Source organism: Neobacillus sp. DZ-9 (assembly GCF_059587065.1).
In genome coordinates this window covers 39,319-62,317 of the sequence record NZ_JCAIOL010000013.1, presented here as the reverse complement: position 1 = coordinate 62,317, position 22,999 = coordinate 39,319, and the positions used below count along the sequence as shown (strand labels likewise).

Annotated in this window: 22 protein-coding genes; 6 read left to right on the top strand and 16 right to left on the bottom strand. The window is 37.4% G+C overall.

All coding sequences use genetic code 11. The features are described 5' to 3' along the window. Positions 1-3 precede the first annotated feature (3 nt). Together AC59HZ_RS26695 and AC59HZ_RS26690 are read left to right on the top strand one after the other, a co-directional pair. Positions 4-930: a response regulator gene (locus tag AC59HZ_RS26695; RefSeq protein ID WP_496548796.1), complete on the top strand. Its 927-nt coding sequence runs from the start codon at positions 4-6 to the stop codon at positions 928-930. A 40-nt stretch (positions 931-970) separates the two neighbouring features. Next, a complete protein-coding gene (locus AC59HZ_RS26690; protein WP_496548795.1) occupies positions 971-1,480 on the top strand; it encodes a GNAT family N-acetyltransferase in 510 nt (169 codons plus the stop codon). Between the two features lie 72 nt (positions 1,481-1,552). Here AC59HZ_RS26690 and AC59HZ_RS26685 read toward each other — a convergent pair whose 3' ends face one another. Further along, on the bottom strand, positions 1,553-1,756 hold the full coding sequence (locus tag AC59HZ_RS26685; protein ID WP_496548794.1) for a hypothetical protein: 204 nt from the start codon (positions 1,754-1,756) through the stop codon (positions 1,553-1,555). Between the two features lie 251 nt (positions 1,757-2,007). Between AC59HZ_RS26685 and AC59HZ_RS26680 the strand changes: the two genes are divergently transcribed. Next, the gene (locus AC59HZ_RS26680; protein WP_496548793.1) at positions 2,008-2,310 is read left to right on the top strand and encodes a DUF1360 domain-containing protein; all 303 of its coding nucleotides are present in this window, start codon (positions 2,008-2,010) and stop codon (positions 2,308-2,310) included. Positions 2,311-2,449: 139 nt separating this feature from the next. On the opposite strand, the gene AC59HZ_RS26675 is transcribed toward AC59HZ_RS26680, so the two are convergent. From AC59HZ_RS26675 to AC59HZ_RS26660, 4 genes are all read right to left on the bottom strand, one after another. Beyond that, positions 2,450-4,555: a sensor histidine kinase gene (locus tag AC59HZ_RS26675; protein WP_496548792.1), complete on the bottom strand. Its 2,106-nt coding sequence runs from the start codon at positions 4,553-4,555 to the stop codon at positions 2,450-2,452. After that, positions 4,530-5,216 (bottom strand): response regulator transcription factor, encoded by a 687-nt coding sequence (locus AC59HZ_RS26670; RefSeq protein WP_496548791.1) that lies wholly within the window; start codon positions 5,214-5,216, stop codon positions 4,530-4,532. Before AC59HZ_RS26670 ends, AC59HZ_RS26675 begins: the two co-directional genes overlap by 26 nt. 199 nt (positions 5,217-5,415) lie before the next feature. After that, positions 5,416-6,192: a class I SAM-dependent methyltransferase gene (locus tag AC59HZ_RS26665; RefSeq protein ID WP_496548790.1), complete on the bottom strand. Its 777-nt coding sequence runs from the start codon at positions 6,190-6,192 to the stop codon at positions 5,416-5,418. A 129-nt stretch (positions 6,193-6,321) separates the two neighbouring features. Further along, a complete protein-coding gene (locus AC59HZ_RS26660) occupies positions 6,322-6,558 on the bottom strand; it encodes an IS200/IS605 family accessory protein TnpB-related protein (RefSeq protein ID WP_496548869.1) in 237 nt (78 codons plus the stop codon). Positions 6,559-6,898: 340 nt separating this feature from the next. Between AC59HZ_RS26660 and AC59HZ_RS26655 the strand changes: the two genes are divergently transcribed. Beyond that, positions 6,899-8,368, top strand: coding sequence for a DNA/RNA non-specific endonuclease (locus AC59HZ_RS26655; protein ID WP_496548789.1), 1,470 nt, complete (start codon positions 6,899-6,901; stop codon positions 8,366-8,368). A 99-nt stretch (positions 8,369-8,467) separates the two neighbouring features. Here AC59HZ_RS26655 and AC59HZ_RS26650 read toward each other — a convergent pair whose 3' ends face one another. The 5 genes from AC59HZ_RS26650 to AC59HZ_RS26630 all read right to left on the bottom strand — a co-directional run bounded on the left by AC59HZ_RS26650 (position 8,468) and on the right by AC59HZ_RS26630 (position 12,903). Further along, positions 8,468-8,674, bottom strand: a complete 207-nt coding sequence (locus tag AC59HZ_RS26650; RefSeq protein WP_496548868.1) for a response regulator transcription factor — start codon at positions 8,672-8,674, stop codon at positions 8,468-8,470. A 200-nt stretch (positions 8,675-8,874) separates the two neighbouring features. After that, a complete protein-coding gene (locus tag AC59HZ_RS26645) occupies positions 8,875-10,698 on the bottom strand; it encodes a caspase family protein (RefSeq protein ID WP_496548788.1) in 1,824 nt (607 codons plus the stop codon). A 13-nt stretch (positions 10,699-10,711) separates the two neighbouring features. Further along, a complete protein-coding gene (locus AC59HZ_RS26640; protein ID WP_496548787.1) occupies positions 10,712-11,023 on the bottom strand; it encodes a hypothetical protein in 312 nt (103 codons plus the stop codon). Position 11,024: 1 nt separating this feature from the next. Then, positions 11,025-11,930, bottom strand: a complete 906-nt coding sequence (locus AC59HZ_RS26635) for a radical SAM protein (RefSeq protein ID WP_496548786.1) — start codon at positions 11,928-11,930, stop codon at positions 11,025-11,027. Continuing rightward, positions 11,917-12,903, bottom strand: a complete 987-nt coding sequence (locus AC59HZ_RS26630; RefSeq protein WP_496548785.1) for a dTMP kinase — start codon at positions 12,901-12,903, stop codon at positions 11,917-11,919. The genes AC59HZ_RS26635 and AC59HZ_RS26630 overlap by 14 nt, the downstream gene beginning before the upstream one ends. A gap of 434 nt (positions 12,904-13,337) precedes the next feature. Between AC59HZ_RS26630 and AC59HZ_RS26625 the strand changes: the two genes are divergently transcribed. Next, positions 13,338-14,135, top strand: coding sequence for an HAD family hydrolase (locus AC59HZ_RS26625; protein ID WP_496548784.1), 798 nt, complete (start codon positions 13,338-13,340; stop codon positions 14,133-14,135). Between the two features lie 234 nt (positions 14,136-14,369). Here the strand turns inward: AC59HZ_RS26625 and AC59HZ_RS26620 are convergent, their stop codons facing one another. Together AC59HZ_RS26620 and AC59HZ_RS26615 are read right to left on the bottom strand one after the other, a co-directional pair. Beyond that, complete coding sequence (locus AC59HZ_RS26620; RefSeq protein WP_496548783.1) at positions 14,370-15,314, bottom strand: aldo/keto reductase family protein; 945 nt, start codon at positions 15,312-15,314, stop codon at positions 14,370-14,372. Between the two features lie 200 nt (positions 15,315-15,514). Next, entirely contained in the window at positions 15,515-15,640 is a 126-nt protein-coding gene (locus AC59HZ_RS26615; RefSeq protein ID WP_496548782.1) for a hypothetical protein, read from the bottom strand. Positions 15,641-15,681: 41 nt separating this feature from the next. Here AC59HZ_RS26615 and AC59HZ_RS26610 point away from each other — a divergent pair, with 41 nt between their 5' ends. Beyond that, on the top strand, positions 15,682-18,267 hold the full coding sequence (locus AC59HZ_RS26610) for a PBP1A family penicillin-binding protein (protein WP_496548781.1): 2,586 nt from the start codon (positions 15,682-15,684) through the stop codon (positions 18,265-18,267). A 60-nt stretch (positions 18,268-18,327) separates the two neighbouring features. On the opposite strand, the gene AC59HZ_RS26605 is transcribed toward AC59HZ_RS26610, so the two are convergent. The 4 genes from AC59HZ_RS26605 to AC59HZ_RS26590 all read right to left on the bottom strand — a co-directional run bounded on the left by AC59HZ_RS26605 (position 18,328) and on the right by AC59HZ_RS26590 (position 22,935). Next, entirely contained in the window at positions 18,328-19,359 is a 1,032-nt protein-coding gene (locus tag AC59HZ_RS26605; RefSeq protein WP_496548780.1) for a S66 family peptidase, read from the bottom strand. 1,084 nt (positions 19,360-20,443) lie between these two features. Further along, positions 20,444-21,010 carry an LOG family protein gene (locus AC59HZ_RS26600; protein ID WP_496548779.1) on the bottom strand — a complete coding sequence of 189 codons (567 nt, stop codon included), beginning with the start codon at positions 21,008-21,010 and terminating at the stop codon, positions 20,444-20,446. 369 nt (positions 21,011-21,379) lie between these two features. Beyond that, positions 21,380-22,156 carry a 3-oxoadipate enol-lactonase gene (pcaD, locus tag AC59HZ_RS26595; protein ID WP_496548778.1) on the bottom strand — a complete coding sequence of 259 codons (777 nt, stop codon included), beginning with the start codon at positions 22,154-22,156 and terminating at the stop codon, positions 21,380-21,382. 29 nt (positions 22,157-22,185) lie between these two features. Next, on the bottom strand, positions 22,186-22,935 hold the full coding sequence (locus AC59HZ_RS26590) for a carboxymuconolactone decarboxylase family protein (protein WP_496548777.1): 750 nt from the start codon (positions 22,933-22,935) through the stop codon (positions 22,186-22,188). Positions 22,936-22,999: the final 64 nt, after the last annotated feature.

The window sequence follows — 22,999 nt, the reverse complement described above, 5'->3', positions numbered from 1 at the left end:
ACGGTGAAATTTTTTATTGTCGATGATACCCCCACTATCAGAGGGATGTTATCCAATATTATTGAAGAAGAGGGATTGGGTTCGGTTGTGGGAGAAGCAGCCGACGGGTCTGAAGTAGATGCCCATACCCTCTATGTACAGGAAGTTGATATTCTAATGATTGACCTGCTCATGCCCATCAGGGACGGGATTGAGACAGTCAGAGAAATTGCTCCCTCCTTTCGTGGAAAAATCATCATGATCTCCCAAGTCGAAACGAAGGATATGATTAGCGAAGCGTATTCCCTGGGTGTCGAGCATTATATCACAAAGCCGATTAACCGGCTTGAGGTGGTAAGTGTCATTAAGAAAGTAAGTGACTATCTGTTACTGGAAAAATCACTTCATAACATTCAAAAGTCATTAAGCTTTTTAAATACGCACAATACAAAAGAGCGGCTGTTTGAGAACACTCTCCCAAGTAAACAACCTTTGTTTCCGTCCTCTGCCAAAAGCATCCTGCTTGAACTTGGGATTGTTGGCAAAAACGGTGAAAAGGATTTGTTGGATCTTCTAGAAATTTTACATCAATGGGACATGGAGGGACATCGGGAGATCCCGCCTTTGAAGGATCTGTATGAGCAAGCGGCCAAAAAGAGGCTTGGTTCATCCGTCTCTCCGGAGGAGATAAGAAAAGAAGCCAAGGCTGTGGAACAACGGATCCGCCGCATCCTTCAACAGGTGCTCGAGCATCTTGCTTCACTGGGATTAACCGATTATGCCAACCCAACATTTGAGTACTACTCATCCAAATTGTTTGACTACACCCAAGTAAGAATGAAAATGCTCGAACTGGAAGGAAAAAACAACACCACAACTACCCGAATCGACATTAAAAAATTCCTCTATGCTTTACAAATGGAGACAAAAGGCAGACTATCACATAGATAGACGCTGCCATCAACAGCACCCAATTAGGAGGTATATTTTATTGAAAGTAATGGAAACTGAAAGATTAATCCTTCGCTGGTTAACACCTGATGATGCTCCCTTTATACTTGAACTTTTGAACGAACCTTCTTGGATCCGTTTCATAGGAGATAAAGGTGTCAGAACGCTAGAGGATGCTAAAAACTATATTTTAACAGGACCAATGGACATGTACACTCAAAAAGGATTTGGTCTTTTCTTAACTGAGCTAAAAGACGGAGGAATTCCAATTGGCATTTGCGGATTGATTAAAAGGGGTTCTTTAGAAGATGTTGATATTGGCTTTGCATTTTTATCGAAGTTTCAATCTAAAGGCTATGGATACGAAGCAGCCTCTGCTACATTGGAGTATGGTATTGAAAAATTGGGACTCAATCGAATAGTGGCGATCACCTCTAAGGATAATGACCACTCTTCAGGTCTACTCGAAAAAATTGGAATGAAATTTGAGAAGCTCGTCATACTTCCTCCTGATACCGAGGAACTTAAATTGTTTGCTTTTGAAAAGTAACATTAAGATTCGCCATGGGGACAGTTCTCTTAAAGGTAAGGCATGAAAAAATCCATGCCCTACCTTTTCAAATTATTCTCCCGCTGGATGAGCTTTTTTCGGATGACAATCGCCACAATGGGCTTGTGTAGTAGTCATAGAAGAATCATTAAGAATCGTTTCCCCGCCTCGATTGATCGATAATGGACAAGGCTCTCCATGCGGTGAGCATACAATAAAAAGTTTTCCATCCGCAGGGTAATAGCAACACGTGACTTCTGTAGGAACTTTAGCCATAAAAGATTCACCCCCTTCCCATTTGGTCTTTATAGTAAATTCAGATACGTAGAAAAGGTTTGTACAAGCAACTATGTTTTTAAAAAATGATTAAAAAGTTTAATAGAATCTATCATTCAATAATGTATTTTTAAATAATAGTAATTTGTCCAAACAAACCTTAGATTTTTGAATTTAATATAAATAATCATTGGTTGAGGAGTTGAATCAAAATATTTGATCTGACGTTAATTGATTTTGTTGTATTAATATTGGCCACCTTCCGGCTGACCCGCTTAGTCATGTATGACACCATTACCTCGTTCATCCGTAGTCCATTTTTAATAATTACTACCGAATACAACGACAATGGGCAACTTATGAATACTATTGAATTTAAGGGCAAGGGATTACGGCAGTGGATTGGTATGCTGTTAACCTGTCATTGGTGCGTAGGAATTTGGTCATCAATGGTCATAGTTGCTCTTTTTTACTTTCTTCCATCCCTTTATCCCCTCATACTAATATTGGCTGTAGCTGGAGCATCCGCGTTGCTTAGTAGCTATTTTCGATAGCCACGGGGACGGTTCCAATGGATTTTGATGAGGTAGTCTCATCCATTAGAACTACATCAAAAAATTCCTCTATGGCCAACACCATAGAGGATTCAAAAACTTCTATAAAATCAACAAGTAGAATCGATCGTCATTCACATTAACTTTCTTCCACACCTTTAGATTGCGTATCTGGCATCTTAGGGAAAGAAATAACAGCCTTAAATAAATCTCCGTCAACGTGGATGTTAAATTTCCCCTTTTGAACTTCAATGAGGCTTTTCGTAATCGATAACCCAAGCCCGCTGCCTTGGCTGGATCTGGATTCATCGCCACGCTTAAAACGTTCCATTAATTCGTCAGCGGAAATATTTAACTCATAGGCGGAAATATTCTTAAAGGAAAGCTGAATTTCACTACCTGCATCCTCGATATCGATATATACCCTAGAACCATTGAGCGCATATTTAAAGATATTCGATAATAAGTTTTCAATGGACCTCCATAATAATTTTCCATCCGCGCTAATATACACCTTATCCTTTGGATAATTCAGCTTGAATTGCAAATTTAAGGCTTCAACCTTATCATTCACTTCTCCAAGGCCCTGGGTAATTAAAGACACGATATCAATTTTCTCAAAATCAACGGAAATATTTCCACTCGTCGCTTTGGCGGCTTCAAATAAATCATCGGTTAATAGTTTAAGTCTTTTCGATTTTTGATCTAAGATATTGATATATTCGGCAGCCCTTGGTGTAACCTCTTCACCTTTTAGTAAATCCACATACGTGATGATCGATGTTAATGGTGTTCTTATATCATGAGAAACATTGGTGATTAGCTCTGTTTTTAACCGCTCACTTTTGAGCTCACTGTCAACAGCCTCTTTCAGTCCATCCGTGATACTGTTGATATTGGTGGCAAGTGTTTTAAACTCTCCACGGTTAGGCACCTCGATTCGATGATGAAGACTACCAGCCTTAATTCTTTCCACTCCATCCTGGATGGCCTGAAAACTCTTAACCTTTTTATAAGCAAACCAGGCTGCCAGGCCAATCGTAACCGGGAACATAAAAAACGTTAAGGCAATTAATATTGGGTAACCAATGACGATTAATACCGTCTTGACCCCGACGTTCCCTGTCTCATAGACATTTCTTACAATCGTTATGAGCTTACGAATGATGGCAAAAATCAAGGTATGTTTCAGCAATGTTTTATTTTTAAAATGTTTAACCATTGAGAGAATCAGAAAAAACACGGCTGCTGAGATCGGAATGGTGATAGGAATGGCTATTCTATCAATGCTTGTATGTGCCACATTATCCATCGATGTAATCCAAATGGCGATTAGGCTCATACATAGAAGGATATTGATATCATTGTATAGTTTGTTCACAGGATAAAGGTGTACATGATCATCTTTAAAGGACCTTCTTCCTGTGACGAGAATGAGATAGCCAAATGATAGGATGAAACCTAGCAAAAATGCAGCTAAAATATAAAGGTTTTTTGTGACAACAGCTTTATCTTCATTCCATTCATTTATTTTCCGGTTTAAAAAGTCGTCTGTAAATGCTATATAAACCACCGTTTTGTCCTGGTTCAATTCCTCAATTGGATCCCTAATAAATTGGAATTGCTCATTCACTTCGATTTCTTTCGGATAAACCTCTCTCTTATAATCCCCAAACACCAAATAAGCAGGATACTCTTTAAACTGGCTTTTTTCTGTCTTCGTTGTGTTCGTATAGACATTTACACCATCACTGGCATAATACAACGGATTTTTCTGATCTGAGAGTTCTTGCAGTACGTCATGATAATTCCTTAAATCATCCTTTATCAACTTTTCACGAGCCTGCGCAATCTTGTCGGAATACTCTGTTTTAAAGGTGGAATAGTTCTCCGCTTCACTTAAATCAGATCGAAAGCTCTTAGAATTAGCCTGAAAATCGGAATATAAATTCTCCTCTTCCATCCTCAACAATCCTTCATTAATCGACCCGCCCTTTAAAATATTGTCCTCACTCTTGTACTCTCTGAGAAGGGTAGCGAGATTGTCCACGACCTTTTGATTTTCTCTAACAAATGCATGGCTGAGAAAGTAGTCATCTTCCATAACCATGCTAAAATAACCATTATTGACAACTTCAACCTGGACAATCGCTTTGATGATACCCGTAAAACAAACGACCGCGATCATAAATACAATGATTTTCGTTGTTAATGAGTGGCTATATTTTTTCAACTTTATATCCAACTCCCCACACCACCTTTAAATATTTTGGCTCCTTCGGATTGATTTCGATTTTCTCTCTTATTTTTCTAATATGTACGGATACGGTATTTTCCGGACTAAACGCCGTTTCATTCCATACCCTTTCATAGATATCCTCAATTGAAAAGACTCTTCCGACGTTTTCCGTCAGCAATTTCAAAATCTTATATTGCACCGGTGTAAGATGGACCTCTTCCCCATCGACCGAGATGATTTTACTTTCATCATCTATGATCAGTCCCCCTGTCCGAAAGACATTCTTCTTCTTTTCAAGACTTCCCAATGTGGTATATCTTCTCAACTGGGACTTTACCCTTGCAATCAGCTCCAGGGGATTAAACGGTTTTGCTATGTAGTCATCTGCCCCTAAATTCAATCCGATAATTTTGTCCGAATCCTCCGATTTAGCAGAGAGCATAATCAATGGTATATTATTTTCTTCTCTAATTTTCATCGTAGCCCTTAACCCATCCATCATTGGCATCATAATATCCATGATAATAAGATGAATCTCATGATCTTTGATGATATCTATCGCTTCCAAACCATTAAACGCCTTAAATATTTGATATCCTTCATTTTCCAAATAAATTCCGATCGCATCGACGATTTCCTTATCATCATCACAAATCAACAAATTCATGGATATTCACTCCCAACTATGGCGGTTACATTTCTATCACCCTTTAGTATGACTACAAAAAGAATCATATCAAGCAAATCTTATCAAAAACATGATGTAAATCTTAAGATTTTCTTAACGTCTCTATTTTAAAAAAAAGAAAAGAGCCTAAGTTTTTAGGCTCTACCTGCGTATTTTGGCTCTTTTTATAACTTTGGAATCACTTTTTTGCCATATATAATCTTACTTCTTGCGGGACAACTATTTTACCTCCGTTACTGTCAATATAATCTGCAGCACTATCTAAAATAGCCTTCTGCTTATCTTTATCTATATCATGAAAGCCGGAGTAAGAATTCATCAATCTTATATATCTTTGTGTAGTATATTCATCATCCCATCTATAAATCTTAGACACTGGATTATTGAATAAATTATGGACTTGTATTTGCGAAATTCTTAGATTATGCAAATCTTCAGCTTCATCTAAACTTATATAGTCATCAAGCTCTGGAGCATATTTTCGATATATATTTCTTATTTGATTCAGCATCTCAGTTTTGGGCTCAATGATAGATGCCAAATGCCAGAAAACGGCCATTACTCCATTTCTTTTTAACAGGTTGTATGCTTTGGGGTATCCAACTTCGGGCTTTATCCAATGGAATGCTGTAGCTGAAATAATTAAATCATAAGTATCCTGTCCACCATTGTAATTCTCAAAGGACGTACATAAAGCATTGAAATTTTGATATTCAGAGTATTTTTCTAATAAATAGTCTACTTGTTTTTCTCCGAGCTCTAATCCTGTAATTGAATATCGATTTTTCACAAAGTACTCTGTAGCTTGACCTGGTCCTGAACCTATTTCAAGTACCTTTGCCTCATTCTTTATTTTTGAATAATCGATGATATCCCTAAACAACTCAGTTGGGTAACCTGGTCGAGCTATTGCATAATCAGAGATTATATCATTAAAGACTTTTTTATTTTCCAAATTAACACACCCCCTCTGCTAATTTCATTATATATTCCCTTTGTCCGAATGTTATTTTTCCCATTTATACTTATTCATAAGAAATGGGTCTTTATTTAGTTGAAAAAGCCACAAGGACGGTCCCCAATGTCACTGATACCCACTAAAATTCATTTCATGATCTTCACCGTAAATTGGAATCGGGTCATGATGCAAAAAGCTGGACTTGGATGTATAGCTTTCTTCTCGATCTATAACTTGAATTCCTTTTCGTTCGGCTTTGTAGCGAATCATTTCAATGAAGGTCGTATACGGAATTTGGATGAAGGTTTGCTTATCTGCTTTTTTCATTTCGACATCCGTCTTCCAGCCGACATTTAAATAGATTGGCCCCTACCTTAAAATCAGTGCAAAAAACTTATCAAAATCAAGAGGAGAAATCATGAAGAAGTAGAATTATTTTACAGAAAATTAATATTTTTCCGAAAAGCCCTGTGCTATTGTAAATTTTAGCAAGGAGGTGCACAACACATAACTGTGATTGAACGAATTAGGCTAAATTAAATTAGTTTAAGGATGTGTTGGAGAATTATTTTAGGACTTTTATATTCATAGACAGATAACTGAGGTATTTAGTCTACCTCATCTTTTTCTAATTTCCTGTAATTATATTTTCTATTTTTCTATCAATATCATTTTCCTAAAATCAATAGGAGGTTATCTCTTTATGCACGAAAGCGGAGTACAAAAAGCATCTAAAAAGGGCAAAGGAAATATAATGAAAAAAGCAGCCATTCTTGTTTCTACGTGCCTCGTGTTTGTAGGTGCCATAGCAAATTTAGATATTAAGCCTGCACAAGCTGCTGTGGGAACGAATGTTGTCATCAGTGAAGTTTATGGTGGTGGAGGCAATAGCGGCTCATCCTATAAAAATGATTATATTGAACTCTACAATCCTACAAATTCTAGTGTTAGCTTGTCTGGATGGTCTGTTCAATATGCCTCTTCAACCGGTACGTTCAATAGCATTACAAATTTAACAGGCAGTATTGGTGCACATCAATACTATTTAATTAAACAGGCTAGCGGCGGCGGCGGAACGGTTGATTTGCCGACTGCTAATGTTACAGATACGATTAACTTAAGTGCAACCAGTGGAAAGGTTGCATTGGCAAAAGTCACCACCTCGGTGTCGGGTTCAACAGATTCCAATGTTGTCGATTTTGTAGGCTACGGTTCTGCCAATAATTCAGAAACCTCTCCAGTAGGTACTTTATCTGCTACTACAAGTGCAGAACGTAAAGACAATAACGGCGGAACCGTTCAGGGGCAAGGTAATGGTTGGGACACAAACAATAATGCAAACGACTTGGTGATTACAAGCAGCTTGGCTCCTCAGAATTCATCTTCACCAGCTGAACCTACAACACAAACAGGTGTTGATGATGATAATATGGGGCTGGGGAATCCAAGTGGCGCTACTGCTGTTACAACCAATTCCAATAATTATTTAATGACTAAGCCGCAATATACACTATCGTACAACAATAGCAACCACGAGCCTAACTGGGTTAGCTGGCATTTAGGTTCCTCTGATATTGGAAGCACTCCGCGTCAGGATGATTTCCGTGCAGATACCACATTGCCGTCGGGATGGTATCAGGTTACTGCTACTGAATTTACTGGAAGCGGATTTGACAGAGGGCACATGACTCCATCTGGAGACCGTACATCTTCTGTTGCCAACAATTCAGCTACGTTTCTAATGACCAATATGCTCCCTCAAGCTCCAAATAACAACCAGATTACATGGGAAAATTTAGAGTCATATTCCCGTAAACTTGTTTCAGCTGGAAACGAATTATATATTATTTCCGGAGGTTACGGAAGTGGGGGTACCGGGTCAAATGGATATAGAACGACAGTAGGGAATGGAGTTGTCGTGCCGGCAAAAGTATGGAAGGTAATCGTCGTATTGCCTGCGGGAAATAATGATATTAGCCGTGTATCCACTTCGACAAGAGTAATCGCTGTGATGTTGCCGAATGATCAAACAGCTTCCAGTCAACCTTGGGGCAACTACAGGGTAAGTGTCGACACGATTGAATCTTTGACTGGTTACAATTTCTTATCTTCGGTTTCGACAAGCATCCAAGGCAGCATCGAAGCCAACGTTGACAATGGGCCTACGAGCTAAGCCGCATAAATAAATCCAAAAGGCTGTCTAAAAGATCGTTTTTCAAAATGATTTTTTAGGCAGCTTTATTGTTTTGAAATTTTTTCCTGCACTTATACTCTAAGGGTTAATTATTCCTTCTTCCTTTGCCTTAAATACAGCTTTATGTCTTCCAGTCACTTCTAATTTGGAATAAATACTAGAAATATAGTTTTTAACCGTTCCTTCTGTTAGGAAAAGTTTTCTGGCAATTTTACGATTAGTAGCTCCATTCGAAAGTACCTCTAATACTTCTATCTCTCTTTCGGTAAAAGTTTTTCTGAAAATGGAGTATTAAAACAAAAGCCCATGATGGTAGTACCATCATGAGCTCTTGGTTCAACAATATTATTAATTTAGATGGTATAACGTTAGCTCTTCAAGGTATAACAGTCATGGAGTATGAATTAAAAACGAGGTTCCAAAAATCAATTGTTTAGTGATTTAGAATTAGCTTTTTAAAAATGAATATTGAAGTATAAATAAAATTAGACCATAATTCTTTTTTCTTTCAAGATATTATGAGTAGCCCATTCTATACTGCGTGTCTCATTTCTATTTAGCTTATGTTTTGCTATATAATCATCGCAATTAAAACCAAGTGATATAGCCTCTAAAATAAAATCTAATTTACCAGGATAAAGTTGACCATTAATTTCTTCGTGGAAAGCTTCCTTTACTATATCAGGATAAGCCTTTAATGCACGTATAGCTGTTCTTCTAACCCATGGGTGAGGATCACTTACTCCCCATTTTAATTCATTATAATAATCTTGAAGTAAGTCATTATAAATTGTCATGTATTGAAATATTGCCATTCTCATTTCCACTAGGGGTAGATTTGCTGCTAATTCTAAATCTGTACGTATTTCTTCCTCGTGAAAATTATCAAAAAAGTCACGTAATTTTAAATCTACTTGATCTCTCCAGTTACCGTATAAAGAAGAAAATAACCATTTTTGTTTTGTAGATTTTGTTTCTCCTCTTTTCTTTAGCTCATAAAGTATGGGTATTAGTTTACTTTTTTTGACTTGTTCTACTAATTTTTCATCCTCTATAATACCGTCCTCAAAGTACTGATGAAGAAATAGAGGTTTTAATAATGAATTATCCACTGTACTTTTAATCTTTTCTAAAAGAACAGGTTTCTCCATTTTTTCTGCGTATCGCACCCATATATCAAGAATACCCCAAGGCGTCTTTACAAGTGATGAAGATAACGCAAAATCAATATCTCGAAACTCGCTGTCTGAAAAATATAGATTTGCTAACCATATTGCATCAACTTGCGTTTGACTTGAAAGAATATTTTTTACTTCATGCCTTATTGACTCGTGACTCAATTCCTTCCGGGCGCCTATTAGACCAATACATTGAGCCATCCAGTCACTTGAGCGAAGCAAACCGAGAACCATATTTTCTTTATATTTAAAGTTTCTTATTTCACTAATTAAACTACCTATTGCTCTCCTTACTAACCAATGGGGTTCACTTACATTCTTTTCAAAATTATTTCTTAATACCTCTAATTTTGTTACTTCTGGTAAATCCATCAAATAATACCAATGCATTTCCCTTGTGGTAATATCTGATTCATTAATTCTTAGTAAGAATCGTCTTTGGAAATCTCTATTATCTTCTATGAGAATAGTAGAATTCTTTAGCACAATATTTGGATGTCCGTTTGGGGTATTTACATAACAACGATTTCCGGAACCTTCCATTTCCTCCGCTATTATACGTAAAGATAAAGGTTTACCTTCTTCACTAATATTATTTAGTACATTACATAATCCTCTTGTAAAGATGCTCCCATTATCATCAAATGATGCCCTTCCAAAAGGACTACTAGAAGTTATTACTGATATTTTTTCATTACTAAATATATTTGCATTACTAGCAATGTTGAGTGCAGCTCCAGAATAACAACAGTCAAGTATCAGAATCGTTTGGAAATTTACTTGGTTTAATATGTCTTTTAATTGTTGTAATCTATATTTTCCTTCGCCATAGCTATCTGCATTACTAAATAGTAATGCTAAACTTTCGTTATTTATTAATTCACCATGTCCGCTAAAATAGATTATTAAATTATCTGAATGACTGAGGTTTCTTTTAAACATTTTTACCACAGATAAGAACTCGGAGTCAGTTGGTCCTTTCAAACAAACACTATTTTTATCTGAAAAATCTGTATTGAGAACGTTTTTAAAAGTTTCATAAACTAAGTAAGCATCATTATAAGCACATTTTATTTCCCCAAATGACTCATCTTGGCACTTTTTAATTCCAACTGAGATTAAATGATTCATTTAACTTAACCTACTATTCTACTTTTTTCTCAATCTCTTCAAGAGAATATTCATTATCTTTTATTGTAATTTTTTTACTAGAGTCGTAATCTTCACGATTTTTATACATTTTAATTAATGACTTAAGAGCATCATAGATTAAATTAGCTGCCAAACTTATAACTAAAGCAGTTATTATCTCGCCTTTCGCATTTGGTTGAACCTTTTTTTGCAATTCTATAGAATTTGTTTCAGTACGTAGAGCCTGTTCTAATCCTTTTAATAAATCTGAAACAAACTCATTGTCCTCAACATTTTTAACCAATATTTTTTCGGAGTTTATCATGTTATCTTCCCTCTTTCTTCATTGGCAGCCACACACCATATTCTTTAACATAGTTTTTAATATCATCGACATTTTCAGGTATAAAATCAAAGTCGAATCTATCTTCACTATGTTCCGTGTGCTGTTTTAATTTCCCATTAGGATATAAAACCCAATATTTCGAATAATTATGATTATATCTTACCGTAATATTTACATTATTGGAATATTTTTGTGTCATTTTTTGTCTAATATCATCTACAATACTATCAAATTCTATTTTATTTGTTGCATATTCATCATATTTTTCCTTTTTATTAGCTGGATGTGGCTGAATTAGGCACCATTCTTGAGGTTGAATTTTCTGTATTAAATCTACAAACCGTTCGACAAATTCCTGCTCATGAAATATTTTAGTTACCACTGTATTTATCCTAATATTTGTATATTTTCTTTTCTTAAGATCCTCTATTAGATTATTTAGTTGTTCAAATGTTCCTACCTTGCCTCTTAATAAATCATGTTGGTCGGAAGTTGGGGCATCAATCGATACTAAAATCCAACTGAACTTTTCTGCATTATTAATTAACCATTCTTTAACATCACTTTTCCCAACGCCACTTGTTGTTAATGTCATTTGAATGCCTAACTCAGAAAGCGCATTGCAAATTACAGCCAAATTAGAATAGGTAAGTGGGTCTCCACCTGCAATATCTACTTTTTGAACTCCGAGTTGTTTAAATACTTCCATAAAATCACTTAACTTATCTAAAGGAGTTTCTCTACCTGTTTTTGTGGCAAAACAATAAGGACAGGATAAAAAACACCTGTCCGTAATATGCCAAATTATTTGTGGTAAAGTTGATACTTCATCACTATTTGAAACGTAAAAATCATTAGACGTTGAGTCATATTTAATACTGGTCATCTTCTATCACCTTCATAACAATTTGGTTAATCTCTTCAGGTGTCTTCATTTTATTGTTTGAATCCAAGCAATTTATAATAACAATATTATTATATTTTAATGCTAACTCTTGATAGATTTTTCTTGCATTACTCATTATATCTGTAGAGTCTTCATAAACGTCTGCTTTTTCCCCTACATAATCTCGGTACCCTTTATTAGAAATATTTTTTTTAGAAGTTTCAGCATTAAGGTCAAATACTATATATAAATCCGGCGACGGTAGTCCTAATTGGGAGTGTTCTAAATCAAATATCCATTGTACAAATTCATGTCGCAGCTCCGGTTTTACTCTAGAAGTTTGATACACAGCACTTGAAAGTGTAAATCGATTTAATAGCAAATAGTCATAACCAGTGTAATTGAAACTTTCAAAATTCTTCCATCTATCTAGAGCATACCATAAAGACATTGATTTTGGGTCAATATTATTTGCATTAACTTCTTCGTTTCCTGAAAGAAATTGCCCAATATTCTTTCCAAAAAAACTTTCATAGACAGGAAACGATTTTATTATTACTTCATTACCAGAACTCTTAAGTTTTTCCTCAAATAAAGACATTTGTACTGTTTTTCCACTACCATCTATACCTTCAAAAGCAATTATCTTTGTCTCTTTTTGGTTAGGAAATAACACTTTTGTATGGGTTTTAAATAGCTTTACTAACTTCTCGTGAGATATTTTGAAGTCTTCAGCAGCTGTTTCAAAGCGCTTATCTCTCATATTTCTAGGTAAATAATCTAAATCTGATGTGTTGTAACACCATGTTAGAATATTTAATGCATCGTTTACTCTTTCATTTGTATTATTATAAACATTTCCATCGTACCATTTTAATAACTTAATTATTAACTTTTCAGGTAAATCCTTGGATACTAAAAGGTAATCTTCCTTGGACTGAACTTTTTGAATAATATTTAATAATGAATTCATTTTTTACCACCTTCTTAGACTTTGTATAGAATACAAAGGTCTTACCTTTTCTCTTCTTAATTATAAAATAAATTAAATTAAATTAAAATTGATTAAGAATATATATTCATCATAACTCTTTCTTCATAAGTTTAAACAACAAAAAAATAAACAGTTTGTAATCAAATATTAGTTAGGACTACTTTTGTACGATGAAACCAAAATTCTATTGTTTTATTTGATTTTTTATTTGTCCTAAAATTTTTATGTCTATTATTACTTCCACCTTATTGTTTACCATCACTTGTGATACGGTTCACCGCAATATATCCTTATAATTCGTGAAGTGACAGTCATGAGAATAATAAACTTCATTTAAACTATACACTCAGTTTACTAGCCATTAATATTCAGATGATATGATTGGTTTATCAACAAATGAGGAGGCAAAATAAATGAATGTGCGTGCAATATTTATTGATATGGATGGTACACTACTAAAAGCCTCGAACACTATTTCCCACCGAAATAAGGAAGCAATTTATAAACTCATTAATCAGGGAGTGAAGGTTTTTCTAGCCACTGGCCGACATTATGAAGTAACCGCTCCTTATCATAAAGAAATTGGATTACGAACACCGATGATCTGTTTAAATGGTGCTGCTATTCACGATGCAGAGACAGGAAGAGTATTGCAAAAGAAAATCGTCCGATTGAACGATGAACGATTTCACCATCTGACGGCTGAAAATCCTTGGAATGTTATTATCCACACAGCAGACGGGGTTTATTGTAAGGAAACAAATGAAGAAATCGATTATTGGACAAAAGTTGGGCAGATTCCGCCACAGTATATTGGAGATTTAAGACAGGCAAATTATCAAGATGTGCTTAAATATAGTGTTCGAACAGGTACACCAAGTCTGAAAATTTCCGCTTTGTTTAAAGAGGAAACAGAAGTCGTCGATTGGAATGACGGGTTTGAGCTGCTTGCTCCTAATGTTTCCAAATGGTCTGCTATAAAAAGCTTACTTACCGAACTCCGAATTAGCCCAAAAGAAGTGGTAACCATTGGAGACGGACCCAATGATATAGAGATGCTTCATCATGCTGGTACTGGTGTGGCAATGGGGAACGCTAGCGAAAAGGTTAAAGCAGCAGCTGATTTTGTTACCGGACACCACGAAAATGATGGATTAGCTGAGTTTATTGAACGCTATCTTCTGAAATCATATGAATCATATGCGATTTAAAGCCACAGAGACGGTTCTCGTGGCTTTTTATGAGGTTATGATCAACTAACAGGAGCTTTGTCACTATAGGCCCCCTCCAAAAAAAATAGCCCTCAAGACTGTTCGAAAACAATCCTCGAGGGCATCCAGATATAATATATAAGGGGGTCTTGAAAAAGCTTGTCTTAATAATAGCTTTTTATTCTTAAGAAAAACTTAACTTTTGCAGGAGATTTTTTAAAAAAATTTATTACTTTATCTTAAAATATCCTCAATTCGAGCGAGGGTTTCAGCATTTAACTTTACGCCCGCCGCTTTTATATTTTCTTCTAGTTGTTCAGGACGGCTTGCCCCTACAAGAGCACTGGATACATTTTGTTGTCGTAAAATCCACGCTAGTGCCAGGGTGACAAGTGACATGTCATTTTCTTTGGCGACTTCTTTTAATAGTTCCACTTTATCGAGATTCTCATCAGTAAGTAATCCAAAAAGGTTACTGTATTTTTCCTGTGATGCACGACTTCCTGCAGGAACCTGAGCACCCTTCTGATATTTACCAGTCAAAACACCTTGGGCAAGAGGAGACCAAACAACTTGGCCAATGCCATGTTTTTCACTTACTGGGATGACGTCCTTTTCAATATAGCGTTGAAGCATGCTGTATTGCGGCTGATTCACGACAATTCGGTCAAGGAGCTTTTTGTCTGCAAGATGAACCGCTTCTGTAATTTGTTCAGCTGTCCATTCACTAACCCCGATATATAATACCTTTCCTTGGCGAACAAGGTCATCCAATGCCCGCAATGTTTCATCCAGCGGCGTTTCCTGGTCAAAACGATGACAATAATAAATGTCCACATAATCTGTGTTCAGGCGCTTTAGGCTCGCATGACATTGTTCCATGACGTGTTTTCGGGATAACCCCCGGTCGTTTGGCCCATCACCCATTGGCCAGAATACCTTTGTGGCTAAAACGTAGGAATCACGCACGTACTTCTTAAGTGCTTTTCCGACTACAATTTCTGCCTCTCCGCGCATATAAACATTGGCAGTGTCAAAAAAGTTTATCCCTAGATCATAGGCCTTATCGATAGAAGCCGCAGCATTTTGTTCCTCTACGTACCCACCATATGTAAGCCAGCTGCCTAAACTTATTTCACTCACTTTTAGTCCTGTTTTTCCTAAACGACGGTATTCCATGTTTGATCCCTCCCAGAATATTTCGTGGTACAAAATAAAAATACTATATGATTTGGCTTTATGTCCATTATTTGGAATGCCATTAGAAAAAATTCTGCGGGACGGTTCTCTTGGTTCAAATTAAAATGCATCTAAGTTTGCTTCCTTTCTATTGTCGGTACAGGAGGCTTTTTTTATTTTCTGAGGATAAGACTAATCATTCAGCCAACTTGACGCCCATAAATCGTATTGGTATGGGAATAATAAAACTTATATTTTCCTGAATAAACAACAAGGAACACCACGGAAATCCACGGGGACGGTTCATCTGGTTCAAATGGGGCCACAATAACCGTCCCCATGGTCTTGAAAGGCAGGAGAAAGGAACATGTCAGAAGAGTATAATTCTCGGACAGAGCGAAGAAAAAGCATACAAGAACAGCAGCAAGGTTCTTCCAAAAAGAAAGAGAACAAGAAGCCAAGAAAAGGATTTTGGAAAAAGTTCTTATATATTTGTCTTACATTAGGAATAGTTTTGTTTCTGGCAGGAGCCGGAGCTTTGGCATGGATTATAAAAGACGCTCCGAAATTTAACGAAACGCTATTAAAAGATCCTTTATCTTCCAAGTTTTATGCTAGTGATGAGAAAACCGTCATTGCCGAAATCGGTAAAGAAAAACGGGATGAAATTACGATTAAGCAAATACCCGATGTCTTAAAAAATGCTGTTTTGGCAACAGAAGATGCCCGTTTTTATCAGCATCATGGAATTGATGTGAAACGTACACTCGTCGCCATTTGGACGAATATTACGACTGGTACTTCCCAAGGTGGCAGTACGATTACGCAGCAAGTTGTAAAAAATTCTTTTCTAACAATAGAAAAAACCCCTACAAGAAAGGTGCAGGAATGGTATTTAGCCATTCAATTAGAAAGAAGGTTCTCGAAAGATCAAATTTTGGAAATGTATTTTAACAAAAATTTATATGGCAATGATGTTTATGGTATCGCAAAGGCGGCTGAAAGATTTTATGGTCTTGGTCCTGATGAGTTAAATAAATTAACACTGGAACAAGCTGCACTCCTGGCCGGGATTCCACAAAGTCCAAATAACTATACACCAACGGTAGAAAGTAATCTTGACGCAGCACAAAAACGCAGAAATATGGTTCTTTATTATATGAATAGACATGGATATATTTCCAAATCAGAAATGGAGAAAGCACAAAGGACACCAATAAAAGGTACATTAAATATTCAACAAGCACCAGCAAATAAATATCAAGCCTTTGTTGATACCGCCATTACAGAAGTACAAGAAAAAACAGGTGCAAATATTTTTGAAGATGGATTGGAAATTTATACAACCATTGACCCCAAAATTCAGCAAGTAACGGAAGATGTTCTTTCAACAAATGATTATCTCAGCTTTCCGGATAATGATAAGCTGCAAACAGCGATTGTCATTGCAGAGACCCAGACTGGAGCCATTAAAGCCATTGGCGGAGGAAGAAATTATAGCACTGGCAAATTTAACTATGCAACAAAGATTAAACGTCATCCTGGTTCTACGATTAAACCCATTCTTGACTACGGACCAGCCATTGAAAAATTCAAATGGTCTACTGGACACATAATAAAAGATGAAAAGTATCAATACTCTAATGGAGCCCCTATTCGAAATGCAAGTCATACCTATGCAGGAGATAAATCGATTAGAGATCATCTGAAATGGTCACGTAATATTCCTGCATTAAAAACCTATCAGGAAGTAGGAGCAGACTATGCCACTAATTTTGCCAATAGCCTTGGTTTTCCGATTACAGAAGCCCAAAAAGCAAATGAATCAAATGCGATTGGCGCGATTGATGCAGCATCTCCTCTTAATATGACGGGAGCGTATACCGCATTTGGGAATGGCGGTTACTATGCAAAACCATTTACTGTTTCTAAAATCATTTATCAAGATGGAACGGAAATGAGTTTAGCTTCAAGTAAGAAGAAAGTAATGGAAGATTCTACGGCCTTCCTCATCACAGACATGTTACGTACAGTTGTGGATTCAGGTACAGGAACTATGGCAAATGTTCCTCGTCTTGATATAGCCGGAAAAACCGGAACAACCAGCTTCGATCAATCTGCAATAACGAAATATGGTTTACCTAATGATGCGACAAGAGATGCCTGGTTTGTAGGATATACGCCGCAGTACACAGGTGCAATTTGGACAGGCTACACACAAACTACTTCTAAGGATGACTATTTAGGAAGCAAAAGCGCCAACTTCTCGAAATTAGCATTTAAAGCGATTATGTCAAAAGCAGCTACAAGCACGGAAGGATTTACGCAACCAAGTAGTGTTGGAAAATTAGGCAAGGAATACTATGTAAAAGGCGGAGAAAAGCCACAACCACCTAAGACTAATAAACCAACCAATGTTCAAGCAAAATATGATGCAGCTTCAGATAGCATTCAATTATCATGGAATTACGCTTCTGAAACTAGTTCAGAACCAACCTTTGATGTTTCTTATACAGTGGATGGAAATACAACAAAGTTAACATCCACAAGTGATAGGCAAGTCGCACTTCAAAGCCCGGAGAAAGGAAAATCATATACATTTACAATCGTTGCCATTTCTGATGAGATAAAAAGTGATCCAGCTTCTGCTTCCATAACCGTTGAAGAAAAAGCAGCAGCAGCACCAATCAGTCCAAGCAATTTACAAGCTTACTTTGATAAAAACTCGAATAATATCGTGATTAGCTGGATCAACAATAATGACCTTACTCAAAATGTCACATTTACCGTTTCGTTTACGGTGAATGGCAGTACGTATAGATTGGCGCCAACCTCAGAAACACAAGCAACATTAAGTGGGCCTCAACCAGGTCAAACTTATATCATTTCTGTTACAGCATCAAACGAGACAGGTACCAGTGCCCCAGCAGGTACTTCAGTTACAGTTCAGTAGAACAACAAAGGGACGGTTCTCACAGCTCAAAAAAAGCCATGAGATCCTTCCCCTTGGTTTCTATTCCACTCCACTTTCTAAAATCGTGAAAGTCCTCTTATCACAATTAATTTCTGCCCTTGCTCCATATGGCAAAATGAATTTCGGTTCGGTGTGGCCAAAATTCATATTATAAAGAATCGGCAAATCCTCCAAATGAAATTCCTGCATGACTTTTTGAATGACTTCCTTATATTCATCGTAGTACTTCTCGTCTTGCGGTTTTCCAAAAATGATTCCATTCGCTTTTTGTAAAATGCCTTGTACAGCATAATTTCGCAGCCAATACTTAATTAATTGTGGTTCCGGCTTCTCTTCAGATGTTTCAAAGAAAAGAATACTATCATTCCAATATTCCTGATGAGGCCAAAGATCGGTTCCTTTCGAAAACTCTAGCACTTCCAGACAGCCGCCAATCAAATGTCCTTGTACGACACCTGAGCCTTGAAGTACCTCGTTTCCGGTATTTTGCCGCATTGTCCGGCGCAGGTTCTTATTCTCTTCTACCCATTCTAACCGCTCACTTGTCCATTCTTTGGCCGGTTGAATTTCACCAATGATCTCATTTGAAAAGAGCGTTCGATTTACCATTTCAACCGTATACGCATCCATCTCAACGTTTTCGGCAAAATCAGTTAAAATGGCGGGACCGTAAAAAGAAGAAATACCTGCTTTATGACAAAATAAATGGGAAATGGTCACATCAGAGTAACCCATGAAAATTTTCGGGTTTTTACGTATTACATCAAAATCAATAAAAGGAAGCAAGCGAATACTATCATCACCGCCAATATTGGCAATGATTCCTTTAATATTTTCATCCTTAAACGCTGTCATCAAATCTTCCGCACGAGCTTGTGGATTATTATATAGATAGTCACTACCTTTTAAACTATTCGGCATTGGGATCACTTTCAATCCAAAAACTTCTTCTAATCTCTTTACACCTTGCTCATATCGCCATCTAAGTTCTGGGTCACCTGCTCCTCCCCATGACGGACTTACGGTTGCAACACAATCTCCCGGCTGCAATTTTTTTGGTTTTATTAACATTTTGCTCCCACCCTTGTATGATTCGATTTCCTCATCGTTGTAGAACCTATCATCTGGCTTTAATTTCTACAACATTAGTAAAATTACCTGCTGTTATTTGAAAATGCATTATTCCGCGGGGACGGTTCTTGGTTTGCCTGACTGGGTTTTGTTTTGTCCTCATGAATACTCATGAGGACATTTTTCGGTTTACCACTCTTGGTTTTGTCCTCATGAACGCTCTATGAAGACAGTTTTCGATATGCCAGTCTTGGTTTTGTCCTCATGAACGCTCTATGAAGACAGTTTTCGGTTTACCACTCCAGGTTTAGTCCTCATGAACGCTCTATGAAGACAGTTTTCGGTTTACCACTCCAGGTCTTGTCCTCATGAACGCTCTATGAGGACAGTTTTCGGTTTACCACTCCAGGTTTTGTCCTCATGAACGCTCTATGAGGACAGTTTTCGGTTTACCACTCCAGGTTTTGTCCTCATGAACGCTCTATGAAGACAGTTTTGGTTTGCCCTGACTGAGTTTTGTCCTCATGAACGCTCCATGAGGACAGTTTTCGGTTTTCCTGACTGAGTTTTGTCCTCATAGAGTTCCGCAGGGACGCTTCTCATGTTTTTATATCAGGTAAATGTCAACCACTAGAACCGTCCCCATGGTCTCTTAATATGGAAAATATTAGACTATGAATAAATATTGAATATGTAAACGTTTTATTGTATAATTATACTGGGTTGGATGGTTAATGTGAACATCACCGTATTTAGCGAAGGTGGGGCTAATACGAACAAAAGCAAGAGCTTGCTAGCTCTTTTTTTATTGGATTAATTGTAAAAATCTCGGGATATCCCATTATATTAAACTGACAATTCTCTACAAATTACACTATCTCAAAACTAATCAATCATTTGATTAAATATGCAGCCAAGCCTATTACATAAGGATTCTATTCTGATTAAAGGGCAAATTTTTTTCATTTAAACAAACGTTTGATTAAAAGTGCCTTAAACACGCTTAACTACAGGAATCTTCCCCTTAAGTTGCCGCAAAAAACATCGAATCATAAAAAAAGAGAAGTGCGCGAACACTTCTCCCCTATTTGAAGGTTTTAATCGATGGCGGTACATATTTGGAAAACTGATCAAGCAAAACATCTGGCTGTTCATCGAATATCGCCATAGAACGGAATTTCTCCTGTAAAAATTTCTGTTCGATCATATGGTCAATCAGACTGCTTAAAGGGTCGTAATAATGATGAATATTTAGAATGCCGCATGGCTTTTGATGCAAGCCGATCTGACCCCATGTAAACACTTCAAAAAACTCTTCAAGTGTTCCGGCCCCGCCGGGCAGCACAATAAATCCGTCTGCCAGTTCTGCCATTTTTGCTTTCCTCTCATGCATCGTTTCAACCGTATACAGCTCAGTTAAACCTTTATGAGATATTTCACGTTCTTCCAATACTTTAGGAATAACACCAATTACATGCCCGTCTTCTTGAAGTACAGCATCAGCCACTGCACCCATCAAGCCAATGCTCGAACCGCCATAAACCATCGTGATGTTCCGTTTAGCCAACTCTTTTCCCAATTGAATCGCTCCAGTTTTATATGCTTCTGAAGCACCGAGACTTGAACCACAATAAACCGCTATACGTTTCACTTTTACCTCCATAGATTTTTTTACTGTCTGCATTCTCATAGTTTTCCCATTCATTAATACTGCTAATCACCCAATCATTGCAAACGACAGATTAAAAAGATCATCTATTTGGATAGGGTTCGTCTAAAAACGGTATAGTAGAGCCCCTCCTTTTCCAATAAAGAAAGTTTTAATTGTTAACATCAATACTACTACATAAAAACTTTATTAAGTCATTTTTAAAATCTTTGATATATAAAAAAAGAAGTACTACTAGTACTTCTCCACATCAATTCTACTGAAAATACCCCTCTGGCCTGTGACGGCGCCAGGGTGGTTTTCCTGTTTTCTTCTATCAATTCCCAAAAATATTATCTCTGTAGGTGCCTGTCACCGTAAAAACTCCAACAGTTCCTTCGTAAATTCCCCTACAGCTTCAATATTGGACAGGTGAGCTCCTTCCAGCTCAACATAACGGGCCCCATCGATTTGCTCTGCTAAATACTGACCATCATGAGGAGGAGTTGCCAAATCATCACTGCCTGAGATCACCAATGTCGGAACCTTGATATTCTTGACTGTATCTCGCTGATCCATATCACGGACTGCTGTGCATGCAGCCATGTATCCTTCAGGAGACGTTGCCAACAATACCTTTTTCACCAGCTCCACTTCATTTGATCCTTGCTTTAGATAAGGTTCTCTAAACCATCTTGCGATAACGCCGTCCGTAATGGATTCCATACCTCCGTTACGAACAGCCGCAATTCTTGTATCCCAAATCTCACGCGGTCCGATGAAAGCTGCTGTATTACATAGTGCAAGTGTCTCGATCCGTTCTGGGACATGCAGTGCCAGCCACATCCCGGTCATTCCCCCCATTGAAACCCCAGCAAAATGGAATTGTTCAATCCCTAATCCATCCAACAATCCGACTACATCCTGGCCAAGCTGCTCAATTGTATAGGGACCAGGTGTTACTCCAGAGGCACCATGTCCACGGGTGTCATACCGGAGCACTCGAAAGTGCCGGGATAATTCCTCAATCTGAGGATTCCACATCGAAAGATCAGTACCTAGTGAATTGGATAGAACCAGAACAGGCAGATGATCAGCCCCATCAAAACGGTAATGCAAGCGAACACCATTAACATCGATAAAATCCATACTGCTACCTCATTTCCATCTTAAATTTCCTATTCGACTTTCAATAAGTCGCTGCCTTCAAACCAAGCCGGAATACCTGCAGTCAGTAGGGCGACTAAGGATACATCCGCAATTTCCGCTTCTGTTGCCCCGCACTTTCTGGCCCCCTGAACATGAAGTTCAATCCCTCTAGGATACATTTCTGCAACATTAATTCCCACTAAAACTAACTCCTTTAACTTCCGGGAAACTACATTGTCTTTTAAAACGGTTCTTCTCAAATCTGTATAACGTTCTAAAGCGGCAGGGTTAAATTGATTTAAAACTTTCACCCAGTTTGGGAGCTCTCCGCCGGCTTCTTTTTCATAGTATTGGTGATAGTCAGATATCGCGGTGAAAAATGATTCCTCATCGACAGGACTTGCTTGGCTGAGTTCTCCCTTTCCTGTATAAGAAATCGCGTACTCAATGGCCTTCACACCAGTAAACCACGCAGGAATTCCTCTTGAAATAATACATGTAGCCAAAACATCCGCAATCTCCTCAATGGAAGCACCTGAATCAATGGCCCCCTTTGTATGGTAAATCATGCTTCGCTCATAGCGGCGCGCCGCATTAATTCCCACTAAGATCAATTCCTTTTCCTTTTTCGAAAGAGCCCCGTCTACTAAAATTTCGCCTCTTAATTTTGTATAATATTCTAGCGCCTTGGGTGCAAAATGATGCATCTTCGCTACCCAATCCGGCACCTGACCGTACACTTGCTCGAAAAATTCTAACCCATTGAAATCTGAAGTCATATTTTCAACCCCTAACGTAATATTTGTCCTCAATTCAGCTGGAATTCCGCCCCGCCAAAACCTC

What these genes read in the sequence shown, in the direction of transcription:
- AC59HZ_RS26685 (WP_496548794.1), bottom strand. Translation starts at nt 1,756, where the DNA reads ATGGCTAAAGTTCCTACAGAAGTCACGTGTTGCTATTACCCTGCGGAT.
- AC59HZ_RS26670 (WP_496548791.1), bottom strand. Translation starts at nt 5,216, where the DNA reads ATGAATTTGTTGATTTGTGATGATGATAAGGAAATCGTCGATGCGATC.
- AC59HZ_RS26655 (WP_496548789.1), top strand. Translation starts at nt 6,899, where the DNA reads ATGCACGAAAGCGGAGTACAAAAAGCATCTAAAAAGGGCAAAGGAAAT.
- AC59HZ_RS26645 (WP_496548788.1), bottom strand. Translation starts at nt 10,698, where the DNA reads ATGAATCATTTAATCTCAGTTGGAATTAAAAAGTGCCAAGATGAGTCA.
- AC59HZ_RS26640 (WP_496548787.1), bottom strand. Translation starts at nt 11,023, where the DNA reads ATGATAAACTCCGAAAAAATATTGGTTAAAAATGTTGAGGACAATGAG.
- AC59HZ_RS26635 (WP_496548786.1), bottom strand. Translation starts at nt 11,930, where the DNA reads ATGACCAGTATTAAATATGACTCAACGTCTAATGATTTTTACGTTTCA.
- AC59HZ_RS26630 (WP_496548785.1), bottom strand. Translation starts at nt 12,903, where the DNA reads ATGAATTCATTATTAAATATTATTCAAAAAGTTCAGTCCAAGGAAGAT.
- AC59HZ_RS26625 (WP_496548784.1), top strand. Translation starts at nt 13,338, where the DNA reads ATGAATGTGCGTGCAATATTTATTGATATGGATGGTACACTACTAAAA.
- AC59HZ_RS26620 (WP_496548783.1), bottom strand. Translation starts at nt 15,314, where the DNA reads ATGGAATACCGTCGTTTAGGAAAAACAGGACTAAAAGTGAGTGAAATA.
- AC59HZ_RS26610 (WP_496548781.1), top strand. Translation starts at nt 15,682, where the DNA reads ATGTCAGAAGAGTATAATTCTCGGACAGAGCGAAGAAAAAGCATACAA.
- AC59HZ_RS26605 (WP_496548780.1), bottom strand. Translation starts at nt 19,359, where the DNA reads ATGTTAATAAAACCAAAAAAATTGCAGCCGGGAGATTGTGTTGCAACC.
- pcaD (WP_496548778.1), bottom strand. Translation starts at nt 22,156, where the DNA reads ATGGATTTTATCGATGTTAATGGTGTTCGCTTGCATTACCGTTTTGAT.
- AC59HZ_RS26590 (WP_496548777.1), bottom strand. Translation starts at nt 22,935, where the DNA reads ATGACTTCAGATTTCAATGGGTTAGAATTTTTCGAGCAAGTGTACGGT.